This is a genomic window from Jiangella alkaliphila (genome assembly GCF_900105925.1).
In the GTDB taxonomy this organism is placed as follows: Bacteria; Actinomycetota; Actinomycetes; order Jiangellales; family Jiangellaceae; genus Jiangella; species Jiangella alkaliphila.
In genome coordinates this window covers 1919353-1945819 of the sequence record NZ_LT629791.1, presented here as the reverse complement: position 1 = coordinate 1945819, position 26467 = coordinate 1919353, and the positions used below count along the sequence as shown (strand labels likewise).

At 73.7% G+C, this 26467-nt stretch carries 32 protein-coding genes; 20 read left to right on the top strand and 12 right to left on the bottom strand.

Features of this window, described 5'->3' with window-relative positions:
- Positions 1-107: 107 nt before the first annotated feature.
- Positions 108-827 (top strand): hypothetical protein, encoded by a 720-nt coding sequence (locus BLV05_RS36505; protein WP_052762702.1) that lies wholly within the window; start codon positions 108-110, stop codon positions 825-827.
- Entirely contained in the window at positions 719-4000 is a 3282-nt protein-coding gene (locus tag BLV05_RS09150) for a S8 family peptidase (RefSeq protein WP_052762701.1), read from the top strand. The genes BLV05_RS36505 and BLV05_RS09150 overlap by 109 nt, the downstream gene beginning before the upstream one ends.
- Before the next feature lie 163 nt (positions 4001-4163).
- On the opposite strand, the gene ggh is transcribed toward BLV05_RS09150, so the two are convergent.
- Positions 4164-5483: a glucosylglycerate hydrolase gene (gene ggh / locus BLV05_RS09145; RefSeq protein WP_046770228.1), complete on the bottom strand. Its 1320-nt coding sequence runs from the start codon at positions 5481-5483 to the stop codon at positions 4164-4166.
- Between the two features lie 87 nt (positions 5484-5570).
- Between ggh and BLV05_RS09140 the strand changes: the two genes are divergently transcribed.
- A complete protein-coding gene (locus BLV05_RS09140; protein WP_052762700.1) occupies positions 5571-6719 on the top strand; it encodes an ROK family transcriptional regulator in 1149 nt (382 codons plus the stop codon).
- 85 nt (positions 6720-6804) lie between these two features.
- Here BLV05_RS09140 and BLV05_RS09135 read toward each other — a convergent pair whose 3' ends face one another.
- Positions 6805-7380 carry a helix-turn-helix transcriptional regulator gene (locus BLV05_RS09135; RefSeq protein WP_046770227.1) on the bottom strand — a complete coding sequence of 192 codons (576 nt, stop codon included), beginning with the start codon at positions 7378-7380 and terminating at the stop codon, positions 6805-6807.
- Between the two features lie 202 nt (positions 7381-7582).
- Between BLV05_RS09135 and BLV05_RS09130 the strand changes: the two genes are divergently transcribed.
- Complete coding sequence (locus BLV05_RS09130) at positions 7583-8632, top strand: M23 family metallopeptidase (protein ID WP_052762699.1); 1050 nt, start codon at positions 7583-7585, stop codon at positions 8630-8632.
- Between the two features lie 129 nt (positions 8633-8761).
- Here the strand turns inward: BLV05_RS09130 and BLV05_RS09125 are convergent, their stop codons facing one another.
- Positions 8762-10126 carry a dihydrolipoyl dehydrogenase family protein gene (locus BLV05_RS09125; protein ID WP_046770226.1) on the bottom strand — a complete coding sequence of 455 codons (1365 nt, stop codon included), beginning with the start codon at positions 10124-10126 and terminating at the stop codon, positions 8762-8764.
- A gap of 96 nt (positions 10127-10222) precedes the next feature.
- On the opposite strand from BLV05_RS09125, the gene BLV05_RS09120 reads away from it, so the two are divergent.
- Both BLV05_RS09120 and BLV05_RS09115 read left to right on the top strand, forming a co-directional pair.
- Positions 10223-10576 (top strand): YciI family protein, encoded by a 354-nt coding sequence (locus BLV05_RS09120; protein WP_046770225.1) that lies wholly within the window; start codon positions 10223-10225, stop codon positions 10574-10576.
- Positions 10577-10593: 17 nt separating this feature from the next.
- Positions 10594-11832 (top strand): RNA polymerase sigma factor, encoded by a 1239-nt coding sequence (locus BLV05_RS09115; RefSeq protein WP_046770334.1) that lies wholly within the window; start codon positions 10594-10596, stop codon positions 11830-11832.
- On the opposite strand, the gene BLV05_RS09110 is transcribed toward BLV05_RS09115, so the two are convergent.
- The gene (locus BLV05_RS09110) at positions 11808-12062 is read right to left on the bottom strand and encodes a type B 50S ribosomal protein L31 (protein WP_046770224.1); all 255 of its coding nucleotides are present in this window, start codon (positions 12060-12062) and stop codon (positions 11808-11810) included. The genes BLV05_RS09115 and BLV05_RS09110 overlap by 25 nt on opposite strands.
- Positions 12063-12150: 88 nt before the next feature.
- On the opposite strand from BLV05_RS09110, the gene BLV05_RS09105 reads away from it, so the two are divergent.
- From BLV05_RS09105 to BLV05_RS09095, 3 genes are all read left to right on the top strand, one after another.
- Entirely contained in the window at positions 12151-12360 is a 210-nt protein-coding gene (locus BLV05_RS09105; RefSeq protein ID WP_046770223.1) for an FmdB family zinc ribbon protein, read from the top strand.
- Positions 12361-12414: 54 nt separating this feature from the next.
- Entirely contained in the window at positions 12415-13296 is an 882-nt protein-coding gene (locus BLV05_RS09100; RefSeq protein ID WP_046770222.1) for a methyltransferase, read from the top strand.
- A 109-nt stretch (positions 13297-13405) separates the two neighbouring features.
- Entirely contained in the window at positions 13406-13831 is a 426-nt protein-coding gene (locus tag BLV05_RS09095) for an Hsp20/alpha crystallin family protein (RefSeq protein WP_046770221.1), read from the top strand.
- Positions 13832-13932: 101 nt separating this feature from the next.
- On the opposite strand, the gene BLV05_RS09090 is transcribed toward BLV05_RS09095, so the two are convergent.
- Complete coding sequence (locus BLV05_RS09090; protein WP_052762698.1) at positions 13933-14412, bottom strand: hypothetical protein; 480 nt, start codon at positions 14410-14412, stop codon at positions 13933-13935.
- Between the two features lie 73 nt (positions 14413-14485).
- Between BLV05_RS09090 and BLV05_RS09085 the strand changes: the two genes are divergently transcribed.
- The 4 genes from BLV05_RS09085 (at position 14486) to BLV05_RS09070 (ending at position 16444) form a co-directional block, all read left to right on the top strand.
- Positions 14486-15025 carry a GNAT family N-acetyltransferase gene (locus BLV05_RS09085; RefSeq protein ID WP_052762697.1) on the top strand — a complete coding sequence of 180 codons (540 nt, stop codon included), beginning with the start codon at positions 14486-14488 and terminating at the stop codon, positions 15023-15025.
- An 80-nt stretch (positions 15026-15105) separates the two neighbouring features.
- Positions 15106-15570: an SRPBCC domain-containing protein gene (locus tag BLV05_RS09080; protein ID WP_046770220.1), complete on the top strand. Its 465-nt coding sequence runs from the start codon at positions 15106-15108 to the stop codon at positions 15568-15570.
- Positions 15567-15905 (top strand): ArsR/SmtB family transcription factor, encoded by a 339-nt coding sequence (locus tag BLV05_RS09075; RefSeq protein ID WP_046770219.1) that lies wholly within the window; start codon positions 15567-15569, stop codon positions 15903-15905. Before BLV05_RS09080 ends, BLV05_RS09075 begins: the two co-directional genes overlap by 4 nt.
- A 92-nt stretch (positions 15906-15997) precedes the next feature.
- Complete coding sequence (locus BLV05_RS09070) at positions 15998-16444, top strand: SRPBCC family protein (protein ID WP_046770331.1); 447 nt, start codon at positions 15998-16000, stop codon at positions 16442-16444.
- Here the strand turns inward: BLV05_RS09070 and BLV05_RS09065 are convergent.
- Together BLV05_RS09065 and BLV05_RS09060 are read right to left on the bottom strand one after the other, a co-directional pair.
- Positions 16441-17031 carry a dihydrofolate reductase family protein gene (locus BLV05_RS09065; RefSeq protein ID WP_046770218.1) on the bottom strand — a complete coding sequence of 197 codons (591 nt, stop codon included), beginning with the start codon at positions 17029-17031 and terminating at the stop codon, positions 16441-16443. The two genes, BLV05_RS09070 and BLV05_RS09065, sit on opposite strands and share 4 nt — an antisense overlap.
- Before the next feature lie 77 nt (positions 17032-17108).
- Entirely contained in the window at positions 17109-17762 is a 654-nt protein-coding gene (locus BLV05_RS09060) for a dihydrofolate reductase family protein (RefSeq protein ID WP_046770217.1), read from the bottom strand.
- A gap of 75 nt (positions 17763-17837) precedes the next feature.
- Between BLV05_RS09060 and BLV05_RS09055 the strand changes: the two genes are divergently transcribed.
- Positions 17838-18713 carry a LysR family transcriptional regulator gene (locus tag BLV05_RS09055; RefSeq protein WP_046770216.1) on the top strand — a complete coding sequence of 292 codons (876 nt, stop codon included), beginning with the start codon at positions 17838-17840 and terminating at the stop codon, positions 18711-18713.
- Positions 18714-18725: 12 nt separating this feature from the next.
- Here BLV05_RS09055 and BLV05_RS09050 read toward each other — a convergent pair whose 3' ends face one another.
- Positions 18726-19199, bottom strand: coding sequence for a VOC family protein (locus BLV05_RS09050; RefSeq protein WP_046770215.1), 474 nt, complete (start codon positions 19197-19199; stop codon positions 18726-18728).
- 73 nt (positions 19200-19272) lie between these two features.
- On the opposite strand from BLV05_RS09050, the gene BLV05_RS09045 reads away from it, so the two are divergent.
- From BLV05_RS09045 to BLV05_RS09035, 3 genes are all read left to right on the top strand, one after another.
- The gene (locus tag BLV05_RS09045; protein ID WP_197683594.1) at positions 19273-19743 is read left to right on the top strand and encodes a MarR family winged helix-turn-helix transcriptional regulator; all 471 of its coding nucleotides are present in this window, start codon (positions 19273-19275) and stop codon (positions 19741-19743) included.
- Between the two features lie 81 nt (positions 19744-19824).
- Positions 19825-20769, top strand: a complete 945-nt coding sequence (locus BLV05_RS09040; protein WP_046770213.1) for a ribose-phosphate diphosphokinase — start codon at positions 19825-19827, stop codon at positions 20767-20769.
- A gap of 81 nt (positions 20770-20850) precedes the next feature.
- On the top strand, positions 20851-21111 hold the full coding sequence (locus tag BLV05_RS09035; protein WP_152690869.1) for a hypothetical protein: 261 nt from the start codon (positions 20851-20853) through the stop codon (positions 21109-21111).
- Positions 21112-21175: 64 nt separating this feature from the next.
- On the opposite strand, the gene BLV05_RS09030 is transcribed toward BLV05_RS09035, so the two are convergent.
- The gene (locus BLV05_RS09030; RefSeq protein ID WP_046770211.1) at positions 21176-21499 is read right to left on the bottom strand and encodes a rhodanese-like domain-containing protein; all 324 of its coding nucleotides are present in this window, start codon (positions 21497-21499) and stop codon (positions 21176-21178) included.
- Complete coding sequence (locus BLV05_RS09025) at positions 21496-22179, bottom strand: metal-dependent transcriptional regulator (RefSeq protein ID WP_046770210.1); 684 nt, start codon at positions 22177-22179, stop codon at positions 21496-21498. The genes BLV05_RS09030 and BLV05_RS09025 overlap by 4 nt, the downstream gene beginning before the upstream one ends.
- A 159-nt stretch (positions 22180-22338) precedes the next feature.
- On the opposite strand from BLV05_RS09025, the gene BLV05_RS09020 reads away from it, so the two are divergent.
- The 3 genes from BLV05_RS09020 (at position 22339) to BLV05_RS09010 (ending at position 24208) form a co-directional block, all read left to right on the top strand.
- Complete coding sequence (locus BLV05_RS09020) at positions 22339-23133, top strand: ParA family protein (protein ID WP_197683593.1); 795 nt, start codon at positions 22339-22341, stop codon at positions 23131-23133.
- A 246-nt stretch (positions 23134-23379) separates the two neighbouring features.
- A complete protein-coding gene (locus BLV05_RS09015; protein ID WP_046770208.1) occupies positions 23380-23664 on the top strand; it encodes a hypothetical protein in 285 nt (94 codons plus the stop codon).
- Positions 23665-23701: 37 nt separating this feature from the next.
- Entirely contained in the window at positions 23702-24208 is a 507-nt protein-coding gene (locus tag BLV05_RS09010) for a 2'-5' RNA ligase family protein (protein ID WP_197683592.1), read from the top strand.
- On the opposite strand, the gene BLV05_RS09005 is transcribed toward BLV05_RS09010, so the two are convergent.
- Together BLV05_RS09005 and BLV05_RS09000 are read right to left on the bottom strand one after the other, a co-directional pair.
- Complete coding sequence (locus BLV05_RS09005) at positions 24189-25616, bottom strand: aldehyde dehydrogenase family protein (protein ID WP_046770206.1); 1428 nt, start codon at positions 25614-25616, stop codon at positions 24189-24191. The two genes, BLV05_RS09010 and BLV05_RS09005, sit on opposite strands and share 20 nt — an antisense overlap.
- A 41-nt stretch (positions 25617-25657) precedes the next feature.
- The gene (locus BLV05_RS09000) at positions 25658-26449 is read right to left on the bottom strand and encodes a helix-turn-helix transcriptional regulator (protein WP_046770205.1); all 792 of its coding nucleotides are present in this window, start codon (positions 26447-26449) and stop codon (positions 25658-25660) included.
- Between the last annotated feature and the right edge of the window lie 18 nt (positions 26450-26467).

The window sequence follows — 26467 nt, the reverse complement described above, 5'->3', positions numbered from 1 at the left end:
GATGGTGCCATGGCGGCCATTCGCCACGAAACTGCCTGGCGTGCCGCTGCGTCCGTCTCTGACACTGAGCGATCAGCCCCTCTGGTGACAGTGAAGGAGCCGCGGTCATGAGCGGTCGGTCCGGCACATCCAGGCGTCGTCTCCCCGCGATCCTGATCGGCGGGTCGGTCATCGCCACGCTCGTGGCCGCGGCGCCCGGGCACGCCGAGGAGCCGGCCCGCTCCGGCGGCTCGGCCGCGGCATCGGCGGCGGCGTTCGGGACCGAGCCGGACGTCACCTCGGTCACGCTGGTCACCGGCGACCGCGTCCACATCGACCGCACCGCCGACGGCCGCGAGGGCATCACCGTCGACCCCGCGCCGCGGCCGGGTGGCGTGGTTCCGCAGTTCCACGCCACCTCCCGCGACGGCGTCACGCAGGTGATCCCCGCCGACGTCGCCGCGCTGGTGCCCGATCGGCTCGACCCCGCCTTGTTCGACGTCACCGCCCTGGCCGCGCAGGATGCCGGCGACACGCTGCCGCTGATCCTCGACTACGCCGACGACGCCGTGCGCCCGCTGAACACCACGCCGGTGCCCGGCGCCACCGCGACGCTCCAGCTGGCCAGCGTGAACGCCGTCGCGGTCGACGCCGACCCGGCGGCCTTCGGCGCGGCCGTGCTCACGCTCGCCGGCGCCTCGACGGACGCCGCAACGCTCGCCGCCCAGCCGCTGGCGCCGTGGAGAAGGTCTGGCTCGACGCCCGCACCGAGGCCGGGCTGGACCGCAGTACCGGCCAGATCTCGGCGCCGGCCGCCTGGGAGGCCGGCGTCGACGGCACCGGGGTGACCGTCGCCGTCCTCGACTCCGGGGTCGACGACACCCACCCCGACCTCGCCGGTCAGGTGGCGGCCGCGGTCAACTTCACCGAGGATCCCGACGCCGGCGACGGCGCCGGGCACGGCACGCACATCGCCTCGATCGTCGCCGGCACCGGCGCGGCGTCCGACGGCGCGCGGCGCGGGGTGGCGCCGGGCGCGCGGCTGCTGAGCGGCAAGGTGCTGAACCAGGAGGGCGAGGGCTACGTCTCCTGGGCGATCGCCGGCATGGAGTGGGCGGCCGGCCAGGGCGCCCGCGTGGTCAACATGAGCCTCGGGCTCGGGCCCGGCAGCCACGAGGCGCCGCTGCTGACCGGCGCGGTCGAGACGCTCACCGCCGAGCACGGCACGTTGTTCGTCGTCGCCGCCGGCAACAACTACTGCGAGGCCTGCATCGGCAGCCCGGGCGACGCGCCGTCGGCGCTCACCGTCGGCGCCGTCGACCGCGACGAGCGGCTGGCCGACTTCTCCAGCCGCGGCCCGGTGTACGGGGGCCACCGGCTCAAGCCCGAGGTCACCGCGCCGGGGGTGGACATCGCGGCGGCCCGGGCCGGCGGCGGCGACCCGTACGTCGCCTACTCCGGCACGTCCATGGCCGCGCCGCACGCCGCGGGTGCGGCCGCGCTGCTGGCCCAGGCCCGGCCGGAGCTGACCGGGCCGGAGCTGCGGGCGGCGCTGACGTCGACCGCCGTGCCGGCCGACGGGCTCGCGGTGACCGACCAGGGCAGCGGCCGCATCGACGTCGGCCGCGTCCTGGCCAGCCCGGTGCTCGCGTCGGGCGGCGACCTGAGCTTCGGCCTGGTGCCGTTCCCCGGCGACGCGCCCGTGGAGCCGCTGCGGAGCACGGTCGAGTACCGCAACACGACCGCCGCGCCGGTCACCGTCGACCTCGCCGCGGAGGTGCCTGGCGCCGAGGCCGGCGACCTCACGGTGACGCCGTCGACGCTCACACTCGCGTCCGGCGGCACCGGCACGGCCGAGGTGGTGCTCGACGTCGCGGGCGGGCGGCCGGGTGACTACACCGGCTACCTGGTGGCGACGACCGCCGCCGGGCCGGACCCGCTGCGGCTGCCGCTCGGCTACACCGTCGAGGCGGAGCAGTTCGACGTCATGGTCACGGCGATCGCCGCGGACGGCCGTCCGACGCTGCCGCTGTCCACCGGCATGATCGCCTCCCCGCTCGTCGACGTCCGGACCGGCGAGCCGATGCAGGAACTGCCGTGTGCGGACGGGCCGGAGCTGGCCTGGTGCGCGCGCGTGCCGGCCGGGACGTACTCCCTCATGACGTGGGTGGTCACGAAGCCGGCCTGGGCGGACAGCGACGGCCTCCCCTATACGACGACGCCGCTGCACTCGGCGCTGGTGGGCGATCCGGAGCTGACGATCACCGGCGACACCGAGCTGGTCATGGACGCCCGGGAGGCGGTGGAGGTCGAGGTGGCCACGCCGGACCACGAGGACCGGGCGAACCAGGGCGGCGCGGCCGGCTTCAGCTGGGTGCGCACGCCGGCCGACGGCCCGGCCACGGTGGACTACCTGGTGAACGCGCCCGGCGCGCAGCTGGAGGAACGGCTGTTCCTGCAGCCCACCGAGGACGTCACGATCGGCTCGTTCAGCGCGTCGTCCCGGTTCCGGCTGGCCGCGCCCGACATCGCCCTGGACGTCGACGGCCTCGCGCTGGCGCCGTCGTACTACCCGCCCGACCGGTTCAGCGACGTGATCTCGCAGTTCCCGATGCTCGACGGCGAGCTGACGCTTCCCGTCGTCGATGCCGGTGAGGGGACGGCCGCTGACGTCGCCGCCGCCGACCTCGACGGCGCGCTCGCGCTGGTCCGCCGCTCCGACGCCGTCCCGGTCGGCGAGCAGGCGAACCGGGCTGCCGCGGCCGGCGCCGCGCTCGTGGCCGTCTACAACGACGTGCCCGGCTCGAACGACGAGACCGGCCCGGAGGTCGTCCGGCTGGACGTGCCCACGGTGCGGCTGTCGCACGAGGAGGGCCGGGCGCTGCTGGACCGGCTGGCCGCTGGTGCCGTCACGGCGACCGCCACCGGCACACCGTCGAGCCCGTTTGTGTACGACCTGGTGCACACCGAGCGCGGGCGGATCCCGGCCGAGCTGAGCTACGTGGCCGCCACCGACGACCTGGCCGCCGTCGAGCGCGACCTCGGCGTCCAGCTGTCCGGGTCGCTCTCGGAGATGTCCTGGCCCTACGACGGCGACGACGAATTCTCCGCGACGATGTCGATCCCGGTGCCGGTGGCGCCCGCGGCCCGCACCGACTACTACGTCGCCGACCCCGGCACGCTCTGGCAGCACGGCCTGGCCACGCCGCAGGACGCGTACGGCGGCCAGTGGCCCGTGCCGTTCGTCACCCCCTTGCGGCTGCTCTCCCCGCTGCGGCCGGCCGGCGACCCGAGCGCCGGCGAGCACTCCTGGCTGCGCCAGCCGCTGGTCCCCGGGTTCAACGGGGGCAAGCCGATGACCCGCCTCGGCGACCAGCTGATCATCCCCACCGCCGGCTACGTCGACGCCGCCGGCAACTTCGGCGAGGCGTGGGCCGACGGCTTCGGCGCCGGCTACAGCGCGCTGTTCCAGGTCTGGCACGGCGACGAGCTGCTCGGCGAGGCGAGCGGCATCCAGCTGCCGTCCGGCACCATCGCGCTGCCGCCCGGCGAGGAGACCTACCGCATCGACTACTCGATCGAGAACCGGACGCCGTGGGCGGCGCTGTCGACCCAGAGCCGGACGTCGTGGACGTTCGTGTCCGCCACGACGGCCGCCGACGGGCCGCCCGCCGTGGTGCCGCTGCTCACGCTCGACCACGACTTCGGCGCCGACCTCGGCAACCGGCTGCCCGGGCCGCGCGACCGGAACGGGCCGAACGAGATCACCGTCGACGTCGGGCACCTGGCCGGCGCGGACCCGCGGATCACCGGCCTCACCGTCGACGTGTCCTACGACGACGGCGCGAGCTGGCAGCCGCTGCGGGTGCGGCGCTCCGGCGACATGTTCGCGGCGCACCTGCCGAGCCGCCCGCCGCGCGGCCACACCGGGTTCGTCTCGTTCCGGTTCGGCGCCGCCGACGCCGCCGGCAACCGGATCGACCAGGAGATCATCCGGGCTGCCGCGTTGCCGGAGGACTAGGGTGTGTCTCCCAGGTCTCGGCCGTAGCGAGCGGCGTCCAGGTGGATGCCTCGCAAGGCCGAGGAAGGAGACATAGCGGTGCCTATGGCGACTGACGAGAACGCAGCGAGGCGCCGCCTGGGCGTCGCGCAGTAGGCCATGGACTTGGGAGACACACCCTAAGTCAGCGGGCCAGCCAGTCCAGCGTGACGGCGGCGGTCCAGGACTGCTGCAGGCTGCCCAGCGGCTCGCCGGTGAACGGCTCGTAGTACTCGCCGAAGTCGCCGGCGGCGAGCTGCCGCAGCGACGCCGCACGCAGCCGCCGCGCGCCGTCGTCGTCGCCCTGGCGCTCAAACGCCCAGCCGAACAGCCACGACACGATCGGCCAGACCGGGCCGCGCCAGTACGTCCTCGGCCGCATGCCCGGGTCGGCCGGCGACACCGACGGCGGCAGCGGGTGCGCCAGCGCGGGGTGGCCGCACCAGCGCTCGCCCCAGAACAGCGCCCGCTGCGATCCGTCGTCGACACCGCAGAACAGCGGGGCGAAGCCGGCGATCGTCTCGGTCTCGATCCAGCGCCCGGACCGGCGGTCGAGGTCGCGGGCGAGCCCCGTCACCGGCGACACCGTCGAGAGCACACCGGCGCGGAACCGGGCGGCCAGCTCGCGCAGCTCGGCGGCGTCGTCGGCGAAGCCGAACTCGTCGCCGAGGCCGGCCAGCTCGTCGCTGGCGACGGCGAGGATCGCGGACATGAACACGTCGGCGACCCGGAACCCGACGACGTCGCGCGCGGCGGCGTCGTCGTAGCGGACCCGGCGCAGCTGCTCGACGATCCACAGGTACCGGCCGTACTCGGCGTCGGTGGGCCGTTCGCGCACGTCACCGACGTGGTGGACGTCGGTGCGGACGAAGCCGGGCAGGTCGTCGCCGGGGACGACGGCGGCGTATGGCCGGTCCCAGCGCGGCGAGTTGTCCATGCCGCTCTCCCAGCCGTGGTGGATCTCCACCAGGCCGCGGCGGTCGGGGTCGCGCGCGGTGGCCAGCCAGCGGTGCCAGGCCAGCCACGAGCCGAAGGTGTCGCGGACGGACGCCTCGGCCTGGTCGCGGGTCTCGCCGCCGGCGGCGCGGCCGGCGTCGAGGATGCGGCGCACCGCCAGGGCGTGCACCGGCGGCTGGCAGATGCCCGACGTGCGCACCGCCGCGGGCGCGGCCGCCGCCGTCTCCGTCCCCCACCGCTCCGGACCGGGGAAGTAGCCGTCGCCCTCGGAGAACACGATGTGCGGGATCATCCCGGTCGACCACTGGGCGCGCAGCAGCGTGCGCAGCTCGGTGATGGCGCGCGGCACGGACAGCCGGGCCAGCCCGACGGCGATCAGCCCGGAGTCCCAGCTCCACATGTGCGGGTAGAGCCGCGGCGCCGCCGCCGTCATGGAACCGAGGTCGTTGCCGCGCAGGACGTCGGCCGCGCGGTCGCCGAGCCCCACGTCGCTGACCGGGACCCGCACCGCGCCTCCTCCGATGTCGCCGGGATGTCGCCCCATCGACCAGGTTTCGGTATCGTCCTAGTTTTGTCAAATCACTGGACGTAAGGGGTGACCGTGGCGGCGGCCGGCAACTCGCCCGGGTGGCTCCTGCAGCTGATCCGCACGCGCGCCGACTGGACCCGGCGACAGCTGCTGGCCGAGACCGGGCTGTCGCGGATGACGCTGTTCGAGCGCCTGGACGCGCTGTTCCGCGCCGGACTGGTGCACGAGGCGGGCCCGGCCGGGCCGACCGGCGGACGTCCGGCGGCGCTGATCCGGTTCGCCGACCAGGGCCGTGTCGTGCTCGTCCTCGACCTCGACCACCACACCGGGCGCATCGCCGTCACCGACCTCACCGGGCGCAGCCTGCGCGAACGCGAGCTGCCGCTGGACGTCGCCGGGCCGCCGGGCAGGGTGCTGGCGACGGTGTGCGACGCGGGCGCCGCGCTGCTGGCGTCGGGTGCGGACGAGACGCTCGTGGGCGTCGGCGTCGCGCTGCCCGGGCCGGTGTCGCCGGTCACCGGGCTGCTGCGCCCCGCGACCGTCATGCCCGGCTGGGACGGCTTCCCGATCGCCGCGTTCGTCGGCGGGCGCTGGCCGGTCCCCGTCCTGCTGGAGAACGACGCCCGCGCGCACGCGCTCGGCGAGGCGGCCGAGCGGCCCGGCACGACGCCGCTGCTCGCGGTGAAGTACGCGCACGGGATCGGCGCCGGGCTGGTGCTGGACGGCACGCTGCTGAGCGGGTTCGACGGCGCGGCCGGCGACGTCGGGCACATCCGGATGTCTGCCGACGCCGGTGCGCCGGTGTGCCGGTGCGGGCGGACGGGGTGCCTGGCGGCGTACGCGTCGGGCTACGCGCTACTGCGGCGCCGCGGCGTGACGCCGTCGTCGTCGGACGACCTCGCCGTGCGGCTGGCGGGGTCGGCCGGTCTGCGCGACGGCGCGCGGCTGCTCGGCCGGACGCTGGCCGGGCTGGTCGCGCTGGTGAACCCGCAGACCATCGTGCTCGGCGGCGCGCTGGGTCGGCTACCCCCGGTGGTGGACGAGGTGCGCGAGGCCGTGCGGGCCGACGCGCTGGACCGGCTCACCGGCGACCTCGACATCGTGCCGAGCACGGCCCACCACCCGGCCGCCGTCGGCATGGCCGCCCTGGTGGTGGGTCAGGTCTACGCCCCCGCCGCCATCGACGCCCTACTCACCCCACCACCCCGAAGTTGATCTTGGAGTTGTGCGGCCATCTACCCGGACATTTCGCCCCGCAATTGCCGCACAACTCCAAGATCAACTTGGGCGGGCGGGGGCGTCAGGGGGCGAGGGGACGGCGGCGCCGGGTCTGGCGGGCGGCCCAGTGGTCGATGACCGGCCGGGTCCACAGCGGGACCCGCTGGCCCAGCGTCGCGACCGGCGGCGGCATCTGCTGGCGGGCGTGGTAGGCGTTGACGGTGCTCCGGGTGACGCCGAGCAGGCGGGCGATCGACGACGCCGTCAGGAGCGCCGCCGGGTCGAGCTCAGGCGCCCACAGGCCCACCACGACCGCGGACCGCGCCAGGATCTCGTCCACCGGGACGTCCACGGTCGCCGACGCGGGGTCGAGCGTCCCCAGCGGGATGCACCAGCGCAGCTCCGGGCGCGCGTCGGGGCCGTCGACCCAGTCGCGGTCCAGCAGGATGAACTCGCCGTCGTCGCGGGCGGCCCGCGGGGTGCCGCCGTAGCGGCGTCCGAACGTCACGTCCTCGGCGCCCGGGACCGGTCTGCGAGAGGCCGTGTAGACCCAGGTTCCAGCGGTACGTAGGTAGTTGCCGCCACCGGCGACCAGCTCGGCATCGGGCCAGGTCAGAGGGCGTAGCGAGGCCTCCAACTCGGCTCCGGCGTCGAGCACGACGACCTCCCGCCATTACAGCCATCGGTTGTATATCGGGCAAAGCCCGCTTACAGTAGCCGCCGATGACCGCAGACAGGAAGGGCCCCGAGTGACGAGACGATCACTGGGGCCGATCGTGGCCGCAGCCGTGACCGCCGGATGTCTCACCTGGGGAATGACGTCCTCGACGGCAGCGCCCGATCTCCGTGCCGCTTCCACCGTGCCCTCGGTCGAGGAGGCTCAGGCCGACCTCGAGTCCGCGCAGGCCGCGTTCACCGAGGCGCAGGAGGCCGAGGCGGCCGCGCAGCAGCGCGCCGAGCAGGCCAGCCAGGCCGCCGCCGACGCCCGGACCGCCGCCGACCAGGCGACCGCCCGGGCCGAGCGGGCCCGCGGCGAGAGCACCGACGCCGCCGCGTCGGCCGAGGCCGCCCGCGAGACGCTGGGCCGACTGGCGGCGCACGCCTACATGAACAACTCCGAGCTCACCGGGCTCATGCAACTCGGCATCGCCGACCCCGACGAGTTCGAGGCCCGGTCGACCGGCGTCTCCGAGCTGATGCGGGTCCAGGACAGCGTCCTCGCCGAGGCGGCCGAGTCGCGCGCCAACGCCACCGACGCCGCCAGCCGGGCCGACGGCCACGTGGCCGCCGCCGAGGAGTCCGCGTCCACCGCCTCGGAGCTGTCCGAGCAGGCCACCGCCGCCCTCGACGACGCCTCGGCGGCCGCCGCCACCGCCAGCGAGCAGCTGCAGGAGATGCGCGAGGTGCACGCCGCGGCCGAGGAGGCCGAGCGTGAGCGCGAGGCGGCCGAGAACCAGCCCGACCGCGGCGACCGCGACGAGGGCGAGACCGACGCGCCCCCGCCCAGCGGCGACGGCGTCTTCCAGCGCCCGTCCAGCGGCAACATCACGTCGCCCTACGGCATGCGCGTGCACCCGCTGACCGGCGTGTACAAGCTGCACAGCGGCACCGACTTCGGCGCGGCCTGCGGCACCCCGGTGTACGCGGCCTACCCGGGCACGGTCGAGTCCACCGGCTACGAGGGCGCCTACGGCAACCGCATCGAGGTCTCGCACGGCACCGTCGACGGCGTTGACGTCACCACGACGTACAACCACCTGTCGGCGTTCAGCTCCAGCCCCGGTCAGTCCGTGGCGGCCGGCGACCTCATCGGCCGGGTCGGCACCACGGGGTCGTCGACCGGCTGCCACCTGCACTTCGAGGTGCTGGTGAACGGCAACTTCACCGACCCGATGGGCTGGTTGTCCTGAGTGTGGACGTCGGGCAAGCCCCAGCGATCAGCACCGCTCCCTTCGCCGCGCACCGGTGATCTCGAGGAGGCCTCCGGCCCCCTCTCACCACCGGTCTTGCCCGCCCTCCACGGGCTCTCGTAGGACCCGTCAGCCGAGGTCGATCTCGCGCAGCGCGTCCTGAATGCCGCGGTAGATCGTCGGGTAGGCGTAGATCATGTGCCGCAGCTGCTCGACCGGCACCCGGCCGTGCACCGCGACCGCCAGCGCGCCCAGCACCTCGCCACCGGTGGGGCCGGCCGACGTGGCGCCCACCAGGACGCCCTGGCTGGCGTCGGCGACCAGCTTGATGAAGCCCTCGTTGCCGGCCTTGTGGATCCAGCCGCGCGACGTGGACGCCACCTGCGTGCTGCCGGTGCGGACGTCGAGCCCGGCCGCGCGCGCCTGCGCCTCGGTGAGGCCGACGCCGCCGATCTCGGGGTCGGTGAACGTCACCCGGGGCAGCGAGCGGTAGTCGGCCGGCGGGCCGTCCTGGCCCAGGATGTCGCGGCTGACGATGTCAGCCTGGTAGGTGGCCATGTGCGTGAACGCGCCGTGCCCCGCGACGTCGCCGACCGCCCACAGCCGGTCTGCGGCCCGCAGGTAGTCGTCGACCTCGACGAACTCGGCCGACGCGTCGAGCCCCACGGTGTCGACGCCGAGGGCCGCGAGGTCGCACTGCCGGCCGACCGCCACCAGCAGCTTCTCGGCGCTCACCTCGGCGCCGTCGTCGAGCGTGACGGTGAACCGCTCGCCGTCGTGCCGCACCGCATCGGCCCCGGTGCCGGTGCGGACGTCGATGCCCTCGGCCGACAGCACCTGGGCCGCCAGCTCGCCGGACTCGGGCTCCTCGAGGTGGAGCAGCCGCTCGGACCGCTCGACGACGGTGACCCGCACGCCGAACCGGGCGAACGCCTGCGTCAGCTCCAGCCCGACGGGGCCGCCGCCGAGCACGATCATCGACGCCGGCAGCTCCTTGACCTGGACGGCGTCGCGGTTGGTCCAGTACGGCGTGCCCTCGAGGCCGTCGATGGACGGCACGAACGGCGCCGAGCCGGTACCGATGACCACCCCGCGGCTGGCCTCGTACACCGTCCCGTCGACCTCGACCCGGCCCGGTCCGGTCAGCCGCCCCCAGCCGCGGACGAAGTGGCCGCCCTTGCCGGTGAAGCGGTCGACGGCGACCTGGTCGTTCCAGTCGTCGGTGGCCTCGTCGCGGATGCGCGCGGCGACCGGGCCCCAGTCGGGCGTGACCTCGGCGTGCCCGGCCATGCCGTCGACGCGGCGGGTCTCGGCGAGCAGGCCGGCCGCCCGCACCATCATCTTCGTGGGCACGCAGGCGTAGTAGGGGCACTCGCCGCCCACCAGCCGGCCCTCGATGCCGACCACGTTCAACCCCGCCTCGGCCAGCGTCCCGGCGACCTGCTCGCCCCCGACGCCGAGCCCCAGGACGACGACCTCGACCTGCTCGCTCATGGCACCTCCGCTCGTTGCCGCAGAGCCTATGTCGATTCCCGGACGCCTCGTTCGTCAAGGGTGATAGACAGCACCGAGACGGAAGGACGAGGCGTCATGAAGTACATGCTGATGTTGTTCGAGCAGGACACCGACTGGGACGCGGTACCGGCGGAGCAGCGCGACGCGGCGCTCGACGAGCACGGCGCGTTCGTCGCCTACCTGGAGGGCCGCGGCATCGCGTACTCCGGCGAGGCGCTGGACGCGGCGGCGACGGCGACGACGTTGCGCCCCGCCGGCGCCGGCGAGGACATGCTGGTGACGGACGGCCCGTATGTCGAGCTCAAGGAGAACCTCGCCGGCTTCTACATCGTCGAGGCCGCCGACCTCGACGACGCCATCGAGATCGCCCGGCACTGCCCCACCGGGAGCGGCACGGAGATCCGGCCGCTGTGGGACATCGGGAGGTGACCGACGCGGCCGGCCCCATGGCTGTCGCGGTCGCTGCAGTCGCCGACGCGCACCGGCGTGGCTGGGCCCGGGTCCTGGCCACGGTGGTGCGCGTCACCCGCGACCTCGGCGCCGCCGAGGACGCCGTCCAGGAGGCGTTCGCCGCGGCCGTCGAGCTCTGGCCCGCACGAGGCGTGCCGGACGACACCACCGCCTGGCTGACGACCGTCGCACGCAACCGTGCCCTGGACGCCTTGCGGCGAGAACAGACGCTGGCCCGCAAGTTGCCGCTGCTGATCGTGCCCGGCGACGACGACGGGGCGGCGGCTCCGGAGCCTCTAGGTGACGAGCGGCTGCGATTGATCTTCACCTGCTGCCACGCGGCACTGTCGCTGCCCGCCCGGGTCGCGCTGACGTTGCGACTGGTCTGCGGCGTGCCGACGCCGGACGTCGCACGGCTGTTCCTGGTCTCGCAGCCGACGATGGCGGCCCGGCTGACGCGGGCGAAGAGGAAGATCCAGGCCGCCGGCATCCCGTATCGGGTGCCGGCGGAGCACGAGCTGCCGGACCGGCTGCCCGCCGCGCTGGCGGTGGTGTCGTTGCTGCTCACCGAGGGGCACACGGCGTCGCGCGGCGCGTCGCTCGGCCGGCCGGAGCTGGTCCGGACGGCGACCGAGCTGGCGGAGGTGCTGGCCGAGCTGATGCCGGACGAGGCTGAGGTGCTCGGCCTGCTGGCGACGGTGCGGCTGGCCGCGGCGCGAAGTGCGGGGCGGGTGGACGGCGACGGCGGGCTGGTGCTGCTGTCGGCGCAGGACCGGTCCCGCTGGGACCGCGGGCTGATCGAGGCCGGCTGCGAGCTGGCCGCGCGGGCGATGCGGCGGACCACGCCGGGACGGGCCGGGCCGTACGCACTGCACGCGGCGATCGCGGCGGTGCACTCGGAGGCGCCGTCGTACGAGGCGACCGACTGGGCCCAGGTCGTCGCGCTCTACGACCTGCTGCTGGTCGCGGCTCCGTCGCCGGTGACGGAGCTGGCCCGGGCGGCCGCGCGGTCACACGTCACCGGTCCGGCCGCGACGCTGGACGACGTGGCGGTGCTGGCCGCCGACACGCGGCTGGCCGGGTATTACGGGGTGCCCGCGGTCCGGGCCGACCTGCTGCGGCGGCTGGGCCGGAACGCGGAAGCGGCGGCCTCCTACGAGGAGGCCGCCGCCTTGACCGCCAACGACGTCGAGCGGTCCTACTTGCTGGGTCAGGCCGCCGAGCTCGCGCTGTAGCGCCGGCGGAACTTCTCCACCTGGCCCGCGGAGTCCAGGACCCGCGCCTTGCCCGAGTAGAACGGGTGGCTCGCGGACGAGATCTGGACGTCCACGACGGGGTAGGTGTTGCCGTCCTCCCAGTCGACGGTCTGCTCGGTGTGAGCGGTCGAACGGGTCAGGAACGCCAGGCCTGCCTCGGCGTCGCGGTAGACCACCGGCCGGTAGTCGGGGTGGATGTTCTTCTTCACGACAGCCTCCTTCTGATTGTCGTTCTCAACAACACACCGACGCGTCCTGACATTCCCGCCCAAGGCGCCGGCCGGTATCCTCGACGACGTGCCGACCTACGAGTTCCGCTGCCGCGCTTGCGGCTCGACCTTCGACGTCGTCCGCCCGATGGCCGACGCGGGTGCTGCGGCACCGTGCCCGGCCGGGCACGACGACACCGTGAAGCTGCTCACCACCGTGGGCCTGTCCGGACGCGCCGGCGCCGCCCCGTCGGGTGGCGGCGGAGGCTGCTGCGGCGGTGCCTGCGGCTGCGGCTGACCCACCGCGAGAGGTCCAGGCCGGCAACGACGCCGCGCCGAGGGGGGCCGACAGATGAACCTCGACCACAGCGCCATCGTCATCAACTGGGCCGACGAGGCCGAGCGGCTGTGCGCCGCCGTCGCCGACGACGCGGAGTGGTACGCGTCGGTGGCCCGCGAACTGGCCCGCCCGCACGACCGGCTGGCCGTCGACATCGGCTGCGGCGGGGCGGGCATGGCCGTCGCACTGGGTGCCGCACTGCCGCCGGCCGCGTTCGTCGTCGGGGTCGACGGCGACGGCGACGTGCTGGACGCCGCGCGCCGGCGCATCACCCAGACCGGCATCGACGACGGCCACATCAGGCTGCTGCGCGCCGACCTCGACACCGACCTCGCCGTACTGCCCTGGGTGGTCCGCGGCGCGGACATCATCTGGGCGTCGTCGTCGATCCACCACCTCGCCGACCAGCAGGCCGCCATCGACGCGCTGGCGGCGCTGCTGGCACCCGGCGGCCGGCTGGCGCTGGCCGAGGGCGGCCTGCCCGCGCAGCACCTGCCGTGGGACGTCGGGGTCGGCGACCCCGGCCTCGAGGTCCGGCTGGCCGCCGCCGAGGACCGCTGGTTCGCCCGCATGCGCGCCGGCGTCCCGGGCAGCGTCGCGATGCCATACGGCTGGCCCACCGCGCTGCGCCGCGCCGGGCTCGTCGACGTCGCCACCAAGACGTTCACGTTCGAGCGCCCGGTGCCGCTGTGCGAGGCGGACCTGCGCTCTGTACTGCTGAGCCTGCGGCACCGCGTCGACCGCGCCGACGTCGACGGCGAACTGCGGCCGTCGGACACGGCGGCCTGGGACCGGCTGCTCGACCCCGCCGACGACGCCTGGCTCGGCCACCGCGACGACGTGTACTCGCTCAGCGCGCGCAGCGTTCACCTCGGCCACCGCGCCACCGCGTAGAACTGCGGCGCATCGCCCACGGCGAACGCCGGAATTGAGCGTGGTCGACTCAAGTTGTAGCGGTCAGACCTGGTGATCCCAGGTACTTGGACTGACAAGGAGAGTCGCCATGAGCACCACACTCGCACCGTTCGCCGACGTCGACCGCCTGTTCCGCAGCTTCTGGGACGCGCCCGTCACGGCCGGCTCCGTCAAGGGCTTCGCGCCCGCCGCCGACCTCGCTCGCGAGGGCGACGACCTGGTGGCCCGCTTCGACCTGCCGGGCCTGGACCCGGAGAACGACGTCACCGTCGAGGTCGAGGGGCGCCGGCTGGTCGTGCGCGGCGAGCGCAAGGACACCCGCGACGAGAACGCCAACGGCCACCGGGTCCGTGAGGTCCGGTACGGCAGCTTCCGCCGCACGGTGGCGCTGCCGGTCGCGGCCGACCCGAGCGCCGTCAGCGCCGGCTACGACGCCGGTGTGCTGACGGTGACGGTCGCCGGCGTCTACGCGGGCACCTCGCCCACGCGCATCGAGGTGCAGCGCGCCGCCTGACATCGCGGCGAACTCACACCGACGGCCGGGGTGGTCCAGACGGACCACCCCGGCCGTTCGCGTCCCCGGGGTCCCATCGGGGTCGCGGCGGTGTCACCGGGTCATGGCTCGATCGCGACCACGGAGTCGACGCGGAACGGCGTGCCCTGCTGGCAGGTGGTCAGGATGCCCGGCTGCGCCTCGCCGGTGATCTGCACCTCGCGGCCGGACGAGATCAGCTCCTGGTCGCCGCCCATCAGCAGGTAGCCGTCGAGCAGCCAGCAGCCCGACTCGACCCCCGGCGTCGGGAAACCGGACAGCTGGAGCGAGCCGGGCGTGGTGGTGGGCTGCGGCACGGGGGTGTCCGACGGCGGCGTCGTGCCCGGGTCGGTCGGCAGGCCCGACGGATCATCGCTGGGGAGGTCGGTGGGGTCGCCGGTGGGAGTGGTCGGGTCCGTGGGCGACGTCGGGCTGCCGCTGGGATCGCCGGTCGGCGTGACCTCCTCGGTCGGGTCGTCGCCACCCGTCGCCGGCACGTCGTCGCCGCACCCCGCCAGCAGCAGGACCGCCGCCGCCGCGGCAGCCGTCAACACCCGGTTCACCCTCACGATGATCAGACGCCTGGAGCCCGGCCGTGGTTCCGCGACGCGCCCCGGCCGCGGCTAGGGTGACACGGTGATCTGGACCGTCCCCACCGACTTCGGCCCCATCGTCGTGCGGGAGCAGCTGGAGCCTGACGACGAGCCCGGCCTCCTGGAGCTCTTCGCCGCCTGCGACGACTGGTTCGAGGCCGTCAACGGCACCCCGTCCGGGCCCGGTGACGTGCAGAGTCTCTTCTACGCCCTGCCCGAGGGCGCGTCGTTCGAGGACAAGCGGCTGTTCACGATCCGTGACGGCGACAAGATCGTCGGGCTGATCGACGCCGTGCTCGGGTTCCCGCACCGTACGGCCGCCGCCGTCGGCCTGTTCCTCATCGCGCCGTCGCACCGCCGCCGCGGGCTCGGCGTCGCCGTCGCGAAGGTCCTGCTGGCCGAGGCGCGCGAGACAGGCCTCGACACCGTCACGGCGTCGGCGCACGACAGCTGGCCGCAGGGGCAGGAGTTCCTGCGCGCGCTCGGCTTCGCCGTCGGGCCACCGGCCGAGCCGTCCGGCAACCGCGCCGGCGCCCCCGGCGAGGCGCCGGCCCGTCGCGCCACGCTCATACTCCAGTCGTAGCGCAACCAAGGGTTGCGCGTCGCCGCGAATCGTCCTACAGTGATACGCAACCAAACGTTGCGAGAGAACGGGACAGTGCGATGGAGTACGGCAGCATCGAGCGCGAGATCCGCATCGAGGCCGCGCCCGAGATCGTCTACGAAGTCGTCAGCAGGCCGGAGCACCTGCGCGAGTGGTGGCCCGACGACGCCGACCTCGTCCCAGTGCCCGGCGCCACTGGCACTGTCACGTTCGGCGACCCGTCCGCACCGGACGCCAAGGTCCAGGAGATCACCGTCGTCGAGGCCGATCCGCCGCGGCGGTTCGCGTTCCGGTGGGTCTACGACGACGGCGTGGCCCCGGCGCCCGGCACGTCGCTGCTGGTGACGTTCGAGCTGGTGCCGGCCGGCGTGGGCACGCTGCTGCGGTTCACCGAGACGGGCTACCGCGAGCGTGGCTGGGAGGCGGCCGTGCTCGAGGAGACCTACCGCGACCACACCATCGGCTGGGACTACTTCCTGCCCCGCCTCAGCAGCTACCTCGAGCGGCTGGTGTCGGCGCCGTGACCGGCACGATCGACGACGAGCTCTGGTCGGCGGTCGGCGACCCGACCCGGCGGCGGATCATCGACCTGCTGCTGGCCGACGGCGGCGGCACCGCGACGACGCTGAGCGAACGGCTGCCGGTCACGCGGCAGGCGGTGGCCAAGCACCTCGGCGTCCTCGACCGGGCCGGGCTGGCGCACGGCACGCCGTCCGGCCGCGAGCGCCGCTACGACATCGACGAGGCCCAGCTGGCCCGAGCGATCGCGCAGCTGACGTCGGTCGGCGCCACCTGGGACACCCGGCTCGACCGCATCAAGCGCATCTCCGAAGAGATCCAGCGCCGCCGTCAGGCCTGACCGCTCTACGCACCACACCCGCCGTCACGACCGTGGCGGCGTCGCTGAAGCGCGCCCGGAATCCGGGCGTCACCCAGGAAGAAGGTATCGAGATGGTCGACATCTTGCACCGCGTCGGAGTCATCGCCTCGCCCGACGCCGTCTACACGGCCCTGACCACGATCGACGGGCTGTCGGGCTGGTGGACCGAGAAGACCACCAGCGCCGGCGACGACGTCATCCGGTTCCGGTTCGACCGCCCGCAGGGCGAGGACGGCTTCGACATGAAGGTCCTGAAGACCGTGCCCGGCGAGCTGGTCCACTGGGAGGTCGTCGCCGGCCCCGAGGAGTGGATCGGCACGCACGTCCGGTTCCAGCTGAAGCAGGAGGACGACTACACGATCGTGCTGTTCAGCCAGGAGGGCTGGAAGGAGCCGGTCGAGTTCATGTACCACTGCAGCACGAAGTGGGGCACGTTCCTGATGAGTCTCAAGGAACTGGTCGAGACCGGCGCCGGCAAGCCGGCGCCGGACGACGTCCAGATCAGCAACTGGCACTAACCGACCTCCGGGGGACCTTCCAGGCGGCGGTAGCGCAGCAGCGTCGCCCCGCCCGGGAAGGACCTCGGCGGCTCGGCCGGCTCGAACCGTGTGGCCGTCGTGCCCTCGGGAAAGAGCCGCTTGCCCTGGCCGATCACCACCGGATACATCCACAGGTTCACCTGGTCGACCAGGCCCTCGCGGAACAGGGTCCGCAGCAGGTCCCCACTGCCCCACGTGTGGATCTGCTGATGCCGCTCCCGCAGGTCACGGACCCCGGCGGCCGCATCGGTGACCTGGGTGCTGGCGTCCCAGGACAGCTCCGGCGTGCCACGCGACGCGACGTACTTGGGCACCCGGTCGAAGGCCCGGCCGATCTCGTTGGGCTGGCCCGGCCAGTAGGCGCGGAAGATGTCGTATGTCGTGCGACCCAGCAGCAGCGCGTCGGATGCCTGCACGTCGGCGTCCAGTTGCTCGCCGGACTCGTCGTCCCAGTACGGGCGCTCCCAGCCGGCGTACTCGAAGTCCTTGTCCTGCTCGCTAGGACCGCCGTTGGCCTGGATCACGCCGTCGAGCGTGACGTTCATATTGACGTGCAGCTCACCCATGACACCGTCTCCTCGTCGCCTCGTGGGAGCCATTCTGCACGTCGATCCGCACGCCTGCGCCGAGACGCCACAGGCGGTCAGCGACCGGCGCGGGTGAACGTCACGTGCGTGACGCCGCTGGGCGCGGAGGTGGCCTCGACCCGGTAGTCGTTCTCGAGGCCCTCCAGTCCGTCCCAGAGGCGCACGCCCCGGCCGAGCAGGATCGGGACCACCGCGACGTGCAGGTGGTCGATGAGCCTGGCGGCGAGGAAGTCGCGGATCACGCTGGGGCCGCCCCCGATGCGGACGTCCTGGCCGCCGGCGGCCTCGCGGGCGGTCGCGAGCGCCTCGGCCGGCGAGGCGTCGAGGAAGTGGAAGGTCGTGCCGCCCTCCATCTCGATCGACGGGCGCGGGTGGTGGGTGAGGACGAAGACCGGGGTGTGGAACGGCGGGTTGGGACCCCAGGCGCCCTTCCAGTCCGGGTCGTCCTCCCAGCCGGGGTGGCCCCACTTCCCCGCGCCCATGATCTCGGCGCCGATGCCCGGGTCGTGCCGCTGGACGAACGAGTCGTCGACGCCGCCACTTCCGCCGTCGGCGTCCCACCACCGGGTGGCGAACATCCATCGGTGCAGCCGGTCTCCGGCGTGGCCGAAGTGGGCGTCGGCGCTCTGATCCGCGCCGGTGCCGAAGCCGTCGAGGGAGATGGCGAAGTTGTGGACGCGGGCGCGAGACGTGGCTGGTGTGTCGCTCATGCAGCCGATCGTCGTGGCCCCATTTCATGACGTCAAATGCCAAATCTGCCCGGATCTCATCGATAAACTTGATCGATGCTGAACCTGACCCAGCTCAAGGTCCTGGACGCGGTCGCCCGGCACCGGTCGGTGACCGAGGCCGCGAAGGAACTGCACTACTCCCAGCCCTCGGTCAGTCACCATCTGGCCCGGCTGGAGGCCGCCACCGGAGCCAAGCTCATCCAGCGCGTGGGCCGTGGCATCCGGCTCACCCCCGAGGGCGAGCTGCTGGCGCAACGCGCGACCGAGATCCTGGGCCGGCTCGACGCCGCCTCGGCCGAGCTGGCCGCCCGGGTCGGGCTGCGGGCCGGACGGGTCCGGCTGGCCGGCTTCCAGACGGTCCTCAGCACCCTGGTGCCGAAGGCGGCCGCCGAGCTGTCCCGGCGGCACCCGGGCATCGAGCTGAACCTCGTCGACGCCCATCCGTCCGACGGCCTGAAGCTGCTGCGGGCCGGGCAGGTCGACCTCGCGCTGATCTTCCGGCACGCCGACAGCCCGCTGGAGGAGGACGGCATCCGGCTCACCCACCTGCTGGACGACCCCATCTACCTCGTCAGCGACCGGCCCGACCAGCGCCTCGAGGACCACCGCGACTCCGCCTGGGTCGGCGGCTGCGAACGCTGCCGCGCCGCCACCGTCGCTGCCTGCGAGCGGGCCGGCTTCGCGCCACGCTTCGCCTTCTTCTGCGACGACACCGTCATCACCCAGTCGCTGGTGGCCGCCGGCATGGGGGTCGCCATCGTCAACGGACTCGCGCTGCTCGCCCACCAGTCGCCGGGCATTCACGCCGCGCCGCTGACCGGCAACGCCCGCCAGATCTACGCCGCCACGTACGGCGACCCGCCCGACCCGCCCGCCACGACCGCGCTGCTGGAGATCCTGGCCGAGTCCAGCGCGCGGGCCGATCTCTGAGCCGCCTGACGCTCAGAGCTGCAGCGCGCGGGGCGGCGACGCCAGCAGGTCCGCGTCCTCCCAGTCCATGCCCGGCACGTCGACATAGAGCTCGATCTCGTTGCCGTCAGGGTCGGCGATGTAGAGGCTGTGCGTGACGACGTGGTCGGTCGCGCCGAGCACCGTCGCGCCGGCCTCGCGCAGCGTCCGCAGCGCCGCGCGCAGCTCGTCGTCGGACGTGCCGATCTTCAGCCCGAAGTGGTACAGCCCGACCCGGCGCCCGGCCGGCAGCGCGGCCGCGTCCGGGCCCACCTCGATCAGCAGCAGCTCGTGATGGGTCCGTCCGGACGGCGCGTTGAACATGGCGAACGGCATCGGCAGCGGGCCGCCGTCGCCGCCGGCCTTGGGCAGCACCTGCCGCCAGCCGAGCACGTCGCGATAGAACGCCACCGAGCGGCCGATGTCGCGCACATAGAGCACGATGTGCCCCAGCTCCTTGACCTCCACGGCGCCTCCTTCTCGTCTGCCGCCCTCATGGGCGGAAAGTTGAACTCTCAACCATCATCGTATGCTGTGCGCCGTGAAGGTGACACGGTGGCTGACTGACGACGAACAGAAGGTGTGGCGGACCTACCTGCTGGCGAACCAGTTGTTATGGGCGTCGCTGGACCGGCAGTTGCAACGCGACGCCGGCATGCCGCATGCCTATTACATGATCCTCGCCATGCTCTCCGAGGCGCCGAACCGCGAGCTGACGATGTCGCAGCTGGCCCGCATGGTCGCCTCGTCGCCGAGCCGCCTGTCGCACGCGGTGTCGCGGCTGGAACAGACCGGCTGGGTGCGTCGCCGCAAGCACGACACGGACGGCCGCACCACCCTCGCCTCGCTCACCGACGACGGCTTCACGGTGCTGGCCGAAGCCGCGCCAGGACACGTCGAGGAGGTCCGCAGCATCCTGTTCGACCCGCTCACGCCGGAGCAGGTCGAGCAGCTCGGCGACATCGTCGCGGCCATCGTCGCTCCGCATGACGGGCGCGCGCCGCACCTGTGAGATGCTCGCGACGGCGGCAGCCGCGGCCGGCCGACCACGCCCCCGAACCACGCCGACTCGACGCGAGAGAGGGCACCGACCATGCGAGACATCGCCGTGTTCAGTGGCAGCGCCCACCCGGAGCTTGCCGCCGAGATCTGCGCACAGCTGGGCGCCGCCCTCAACCCCGTCCGCATCCAGCGCTTCGCCAACGACTGCCTCGAGGTGCAGCTGCAGGCGAACTGCCGTGAGCACGACGTCTTCCTGATCCAGCCGATCGTCCCGCCGGTCCAGGAGCACCTGGTCGAGCTGTTCCTCATGCTCGACGCCGCCCGGGGCGCGTCGGCCGCGCGGATCACCGTCGTCATGCCGCACTATGCCTACGCGCGGTCGGACAAGAAGGACGCGCCGCGCATCTCGATCGGCGGCCGGCTGATGGCCGACCTGCTGACCACGGCGGGCGCCAACCGCGTGCTGGCGATGACGCTGCACTCGCCGCAGGTGCACGGGTTCTTCAGCGTGCCGGTCGACCAGCTGCACGCGCTGCGCGAGCTGGCGGCGCACTTCCAGGGCCGCGACCTCTCCAACACGATCGTCGTCTCCCCCGACCTCGGCAACGCCAAGCCGGCATCGGCGTTCGCGCGCATGCTCGGCGTCCCGGTCGCGGCCGGTGCGAAGCAGCGTTTCGCCGACGACAAGGTGACCATCACCGCGATCATCGGCGAGGTGGCCGGCCGCGACATCATCGTGCTCGACGACGAGATCGCGAAGGGCAGCACGCTGGTCGAGCTGATGGACCGGCTGCGCGAGCGCGACGCCCGGTCCATCCGCATCGCCTGCACCCACGGGCTGTTCGCCGGCGACGCGCTGCGCCGGCTCGGCGACCAGCCCGACGTCGAGGAGATCGTCTGCACCAACACCGTCCCGCTCGCCGACGGCGCCTCGCACCCCAAGCTGACGGTGCTGTCGGTGGCCCCGCTGCTGGCCGAGGCGATCCGCCGGATCCACAACGGCGAGTCGGTCAGCGCGCTGTTCCACGACGCGTGAGAGGCAGCTCACCCGCATACCCGGGACCAATCCGGGCATTTCCCGGACGGCGGCCGAACCCGCCATCCATACTCAGTGCTCATGACGAGGAGTCAGTTCGACACCATGACGGACTTCGCCGACCCGCTCACCGCGGTCACCCGACGGGGCAAGCTCGTGCTCGCCCAGCGTGAGGGTTTCATCGAGCTCGACGCCGCCGGCGAGCGGTTCGAGCTGCTCGGTCCGTTCGACAACGCCGCCGAGCTGGGCGACGACGTCGAGATCACCGGCGTCGTGGCGCCGCAGGGCCGCGGGGCCCGTGAGACCCCGGCCATGCTGGTGCGGCACGTCCGCCGGCTCTGACCCACCCCTCAGGAGCGAAAGAGCGGGCGGCCGCACGGCCGCCCGCTGCTCGATCGTCTCCTGGTTACTCCGGCAGGCCGGTCTCGACCGGGTGCCCGGCGCGGACCCATGCGTTCGTGCCGCCGGCGACGTTGCGGACGTCGTAGCCCTGCGCGTCGAGGTAGTCGGCCACCTGCGCACTGCGCCCGCCGACCGCGCACACGACGTACACCGTGCGGTCGCGCGGGAGGTCGTCGATCTGCTCGATGACCGAGCCCATCGGGATCAGCTGCACGCCCGGGATGTGCGCCTCGACGTACTCGCCCGGCTCGCGGACGTCGACGATGGCCGCGTCGCCGCTCTTCCACTGCGCCGCGAGCTCGTCGACCGTGACCTCGGCCGCGCTCACGGGACGCTCACGAAGATGTGCGCGGCGTCGGCGGCGGACAGCTCGACGGTCTCGGCGCTGCGCACCTGGACGCCGTTGTCGGTCGTGGTGGCCCGCACGGTACGGCCGGGGATGATCTCGGCCTCGCGCAGGCTGGCCAGCAGCTTCTCGTCGACCTGCAGCGGCTCGCCGATGTGCCGGACGGTGACCTCGGCGCCGTCGGTGGTGCCGGCCTGACGCAGCTGCCGGACGCCGGCCCGGAACTCCTCGACGACCGTGGCGCTGCCCAGCTCGGCCAGGCCCGGGATCGGGTTGCCGTAGGGGTCGGCGGCCGGCTCGTGGAGGAGGTCGACCAGGCGGCGCTCGACCGCCTCGGAGACCACGTGCTCCCAGCGGCAGGCCTCGTTGTGCACCAGCTCCCAGTCGAGCCCGATGACGTCGACCAGCAGCCGCTCGACCAGCCGGTGCTTGCGCATGACCCGCATAGCCAGCAGCCGGCCCTTCTCGGACAGCTCCAGGTGGCGGTCCTCGTCGACGTGCAGCAGGCCGTCGCGCTCCATGCGCGCGACCGTCTGGCTGACGGTGGGACCAGACTGGTGCAGGCGCTCGGCGATGCGCGCGCGAAGGGGGACGATGCCTTCCTCTTCGAGTTCGAAGATCGTCTTGAGGTACATCTCTGTCGTATCGATGAGGTCGCTCACCGGCCGGCTCTCCTCGCATCGTTCACATCTCGCAACCCGCCGGGGTCCGGGTTGATGCTTCGAGCTTATCGCGACCGCGTCTCGTTTCCGGTTTCGCTGAGCTGCCCGGCCAGGGACCGAGACGTCGGCCGTGACTCGTGGGAGACTCACGGAGTGCCGGTGGTCAGCGTTCTGAGCCTCAAAGGCGGCGTCGGGAAGACGTCCGTCACGCTCGGGCTGGCCGGCGCCGCCGCCGCTCAGAGCGTGCGCTGCGTCGTCGTCGACCTCGATCCGCAGGGCAACGCCACCACAGTGCTCGCGCCCGACGGCGTCGAGTTCACCGCCAACGACGTCCTCACCGGCGACCGCCCGGTGGCCATCGGCGACGCCCTCGCGGTCAGCGGCTGGGGCAAGGAGGTCCGCGTCCTGGCCGGTGAGCCCGCACTCGAGCGGCGTAACCATCCGGCCGACGGCGCGCCCGGCCGGCACCACGTGCGCTCCGCGCTCGCCGGTCTGCGCGACGCCGACCTCGTGCTGATCGACTGCCCGCCCAGCCTGGCCGAGCTCACCCGCAACGCGCTGGCGGCCAGCGACACCGCGCTCATCGTCACCGAGCCCACGGCGTTCGCCCTGGCCGGCGCGCAGCAGGCGCTCGACGCCGTCGACGCCGTCCGCAGCGCGCACAACCTGCGGCTGCGGCCGGCCGGCATCGTCGTCAACCGGTTCCGCGCCGGCGCCGCCGAGCACCGGTTCCGGGTCGACGAGCTGATCGCCGCCTACCGCGACCTCGTCATCGACCCCGTCGTGCCGGAGCGCTCGGCCATCGCCCGGGCCCAGGGTGCGGCGGTGCCGATCCAACGCTGGCCGTCCCCCGGCGCCCGCGAGGTCAGCCGCATCTTCGCCGGCTACCTCGCGCTGCTGCTGAGCTCGGCCGGGGCCGGCGCCGGCCCGTTCTCGAAGGGGGCATCCCGATGAGGGCCGGGCAATACCGGCGGGACATCGGGGGCCGGAGGTCCTCGTGGCCCGTCGGTCCAGGCCCGCACGTGACCGGAGGGCGCAAGATGCCGTTGCCCGGTCCGAATCTCGAGGTGTCCCGATGAGGGCCGGGCAATACCGGCGGGACATCGGGGGCCGGAGGTCCTCGTGGCCCGTCGGTCCAGGCCCGCACGTGACTGGAGGGCGCAAGATGCCGTTGCCCGGTCCGAATCTCGAGGTGTCGCTGTGAGCTCGTCCCTGCCCGCGCCGCGGCCTGCCCTGGTCCGCGGCTCCGACGGCACCGTCCGCTCGGCCGCGCCGCACCTCTCCTCGCTGGCCGTCGACGAAGCCGCCGTCGCCAAGGCGGTGAAGAAGCAGAAGAAGAAGGCGCACGCCGTCGACGACGACGCCGACCTCGTCGTGCCGCTGTCCAAGCGCGACCGCAAGCGGCTGCGGCGCCGGGCCGACGGCTACGGCTGGACGGCCGAGGAGGCGGCCGCGCACGTGCTGCGCGCCTGGGCCGACGGATAGGCGGGGCTTCACCGTCCTGCAGATCCCCGTGCCGGCCGTGGAGCCGTTCGTCCGGGGCCGGTTCGAGCACTACGATCCCGCGTACCTCTCGCCTGACCCCGGCTTCACGCACGCGCACCTCACCGTGCTGGCGCCGTTCCTGCCCGCGCCGGACCCGGAGGCGCTGGAGGTGGCGGCGGGCATCGTCGCGCCGACGGCGCCGATCGCGTTCACGCTGCACCGGCTGGAGACGTTCCCGAACGGCGTCATCTACCTCGCACCGGAGCCGGACGACCCGTTCCGGACACTCACCGAGCGGTTCGTCGCGGCGTTCCCGCAGTTTCCGCCCTACGGCGGCGCGTTCCCCGAGATCGTCCCGCACGTCACCCTCGACCAGACTTCGGCCGAGGTGTCGGTCGAGTCGACCCGGTCCCGGCTCGGCCACGCCGTGCCCGTGGCCTGCGTGGCGGACCGGGTCGACCTCGCCTGGTACGAGCCGCACCGCTCCCGGGTGCTGACCAGCTGGCCGCTCGGCAGGCCCGCCGTCAGAGCTGGATCGCCTTGAGCTCGGTGAACTCCTCGACGCCGGCGCGGCCCATCTCGCGCCCGGTGCCGGACTGCTTGTAGCCGCCGAACGGCGCGAGCGGGTTGAACGGCGCGCCGTTGACGTAGACCTGCCCGGCCGCGAGCCGCCGGGCGACGGCCAGGGCATGGTCGCGCTCGCCGAAGACCGCGGCGCCGAGGCCGTAGATCGTCCCGTCGGCGATCTCGACAGCTTCGTTCTCCGAGCCGTACGGGATCACGCTGAGCACCGGCCCGAAGATCTCCTCCTGGGCGACGACCGACCGCGGGTCGACGCCGGCGAAGATCGTCGGCCGGATGAACGCGCCCGACTCGAAGCCGGGGACCCGGCCCGGCCCGCCGAACACGAGGTCGAGGCCGTCGGCGACGCCCCGCTCGATGTAGCCGTTGACCCGCTCCCACTGGGCCTGCGACGCGAGCGGGCCGATGCGGGTGCCCTCGTCCCACGGGTCCCCGACGGTGTAGGCGGCGGCCTCGGCGACCAGCTTCGCGACGATCTCGTCGTGCCGGCCGGCGGGCACCAGCAGCCGGGTCCACGCCCCGCAGGCCTGGCCGCTGTTCGTCCACCCGTACCGGAGTGTCTCGGCGACGGCGTGGTCCACGTCGGCGTCGGGCAGGACGATGTTCGCGGTCTTGCCGCCCAGCTCCAGGGCGACCCGCTTGACCGTGGCCGACGCCGCGACGGCGATCCGCTTGCCGACGGCGGTCGAGCCGGTGAACGAGACCATGTCGATGCCGGGGTGGGTGGTGATCGCCTCGCCGACGACCCCGCCGACGCCGTAGACGATGTTCAGCACGCCGCCGGGCAGCCCCGCCGCGGCGGCCGCCTCGGCCAGCATCGGCGCCGTCAGCGGCGCGGTCTCGGCCGGCTTGAGCACGATGGTGTTGCCGGCCAGCAGCGTCGGGGCGATCTTGGTGATCACCTGCTGGAGCGGGAAGTTCCACGGCGTGATCGCACCGACGACGCCCACCGGCTCGCGGACGACCAGCGAGTTCCCGATCTCCTCGGTCCAGTTGATCCGGTCGGCGAGGCTCGCCACCGCCTCGGTGACGGCGACCGGGAAGCCGGCGTGCGCGGCCCGCGACAGCGCGATCGGCGCGCCGATCTCCGCGGTGACGGCGCGGGCGATGGACTCCCGGCGGGCGGCCAGCTCGCCGGCCAGCCGGTGCAGGACGGCGCCGCGATCGGCCGGGCTGGTCGACGACCAGTGCGGCAGCGCGGCCCTTGCGGCCGCGACGGCGTGGTCGACGTCGGCGGCGGTGCCGCGCGGCACGGTCGCGACGACGGTGCCGTCGACCGGGCTGACGACGTCCATGGTCCCGCCGCCCGTCGTGACGGCGCCGCCGATCCAGTGCCCGGCGATGTCGAGTGCGAGATTCTGAGTGGTCATGCTTCCACCCTCCGCCGGGCCGGGCGGCGAACCATGCTCAGTCAGTCCCCCTCAACGGCCTCCGCGGTGAAGATCGTCAGGACCTGCGACCGGTCCGGGTCGATGAGGTTGTCGCCGCGCACGTCGATGACGCCCAGCTGGGGGTGGACGATCCGCTTCGGCGGGCAGACGGCGTCGGCGACCGGCTGGGTCGCCCAGATCGCGGCGAACTCGGGACTGCGGCGACGCAGCTCGCCCACCAGCGCGGTCGCCGTCGACCGAGGGCCCGCCGCGGCAGAGGCGGCCGCCAGCCCGGCGACCAGCGTCCGGGCGTGCCGGTCGTGGTCGGCGGCCGGGAAGTGCCGCCGGGCGCCGGGGTCGGTGAACCACCGGTAGGCCCGGCTGCGCGCCGGGCCCGCGTACCGCGACTCGTCGCCCAGCAGGGCGGTGGCCGCGGGCGTCTGCAGCAGCGTCCGGCCGAGCGCGTCCGACACCATCGCCGGCACGTCGCCCAGGCGGTCGAGGACCCGGCGCAGGCCGGGCGCGACCTCGTCCGGGCTCTCGGCCCGCGGCGGGGCGGCCCGCCCGGCCAGCTCGAACAGGTACTCGCGCTCGCCGCCGGTCAGCCGCAGGGCACGCGCCATCGAGGCCAGCACCTGGCCGGACGGCACCGGCCCGCGGCGCTGCTCCAACCGGGTGTAGTAGTCGGTCGAGATGCCGCTGAGCAGGGCGACCTCGTCGCGGCGCAGGCCCGGCGTGCGGCGCCGGCTCGCGTCCGGACGCAGGCCGACGTCGCCGGGCCGGAGCGCCGCCCGGCGCGAGCGCAGGAAGTCGGCGAGCTGTGCGCGTTGCATCGCTCTGGTCAACGGCGC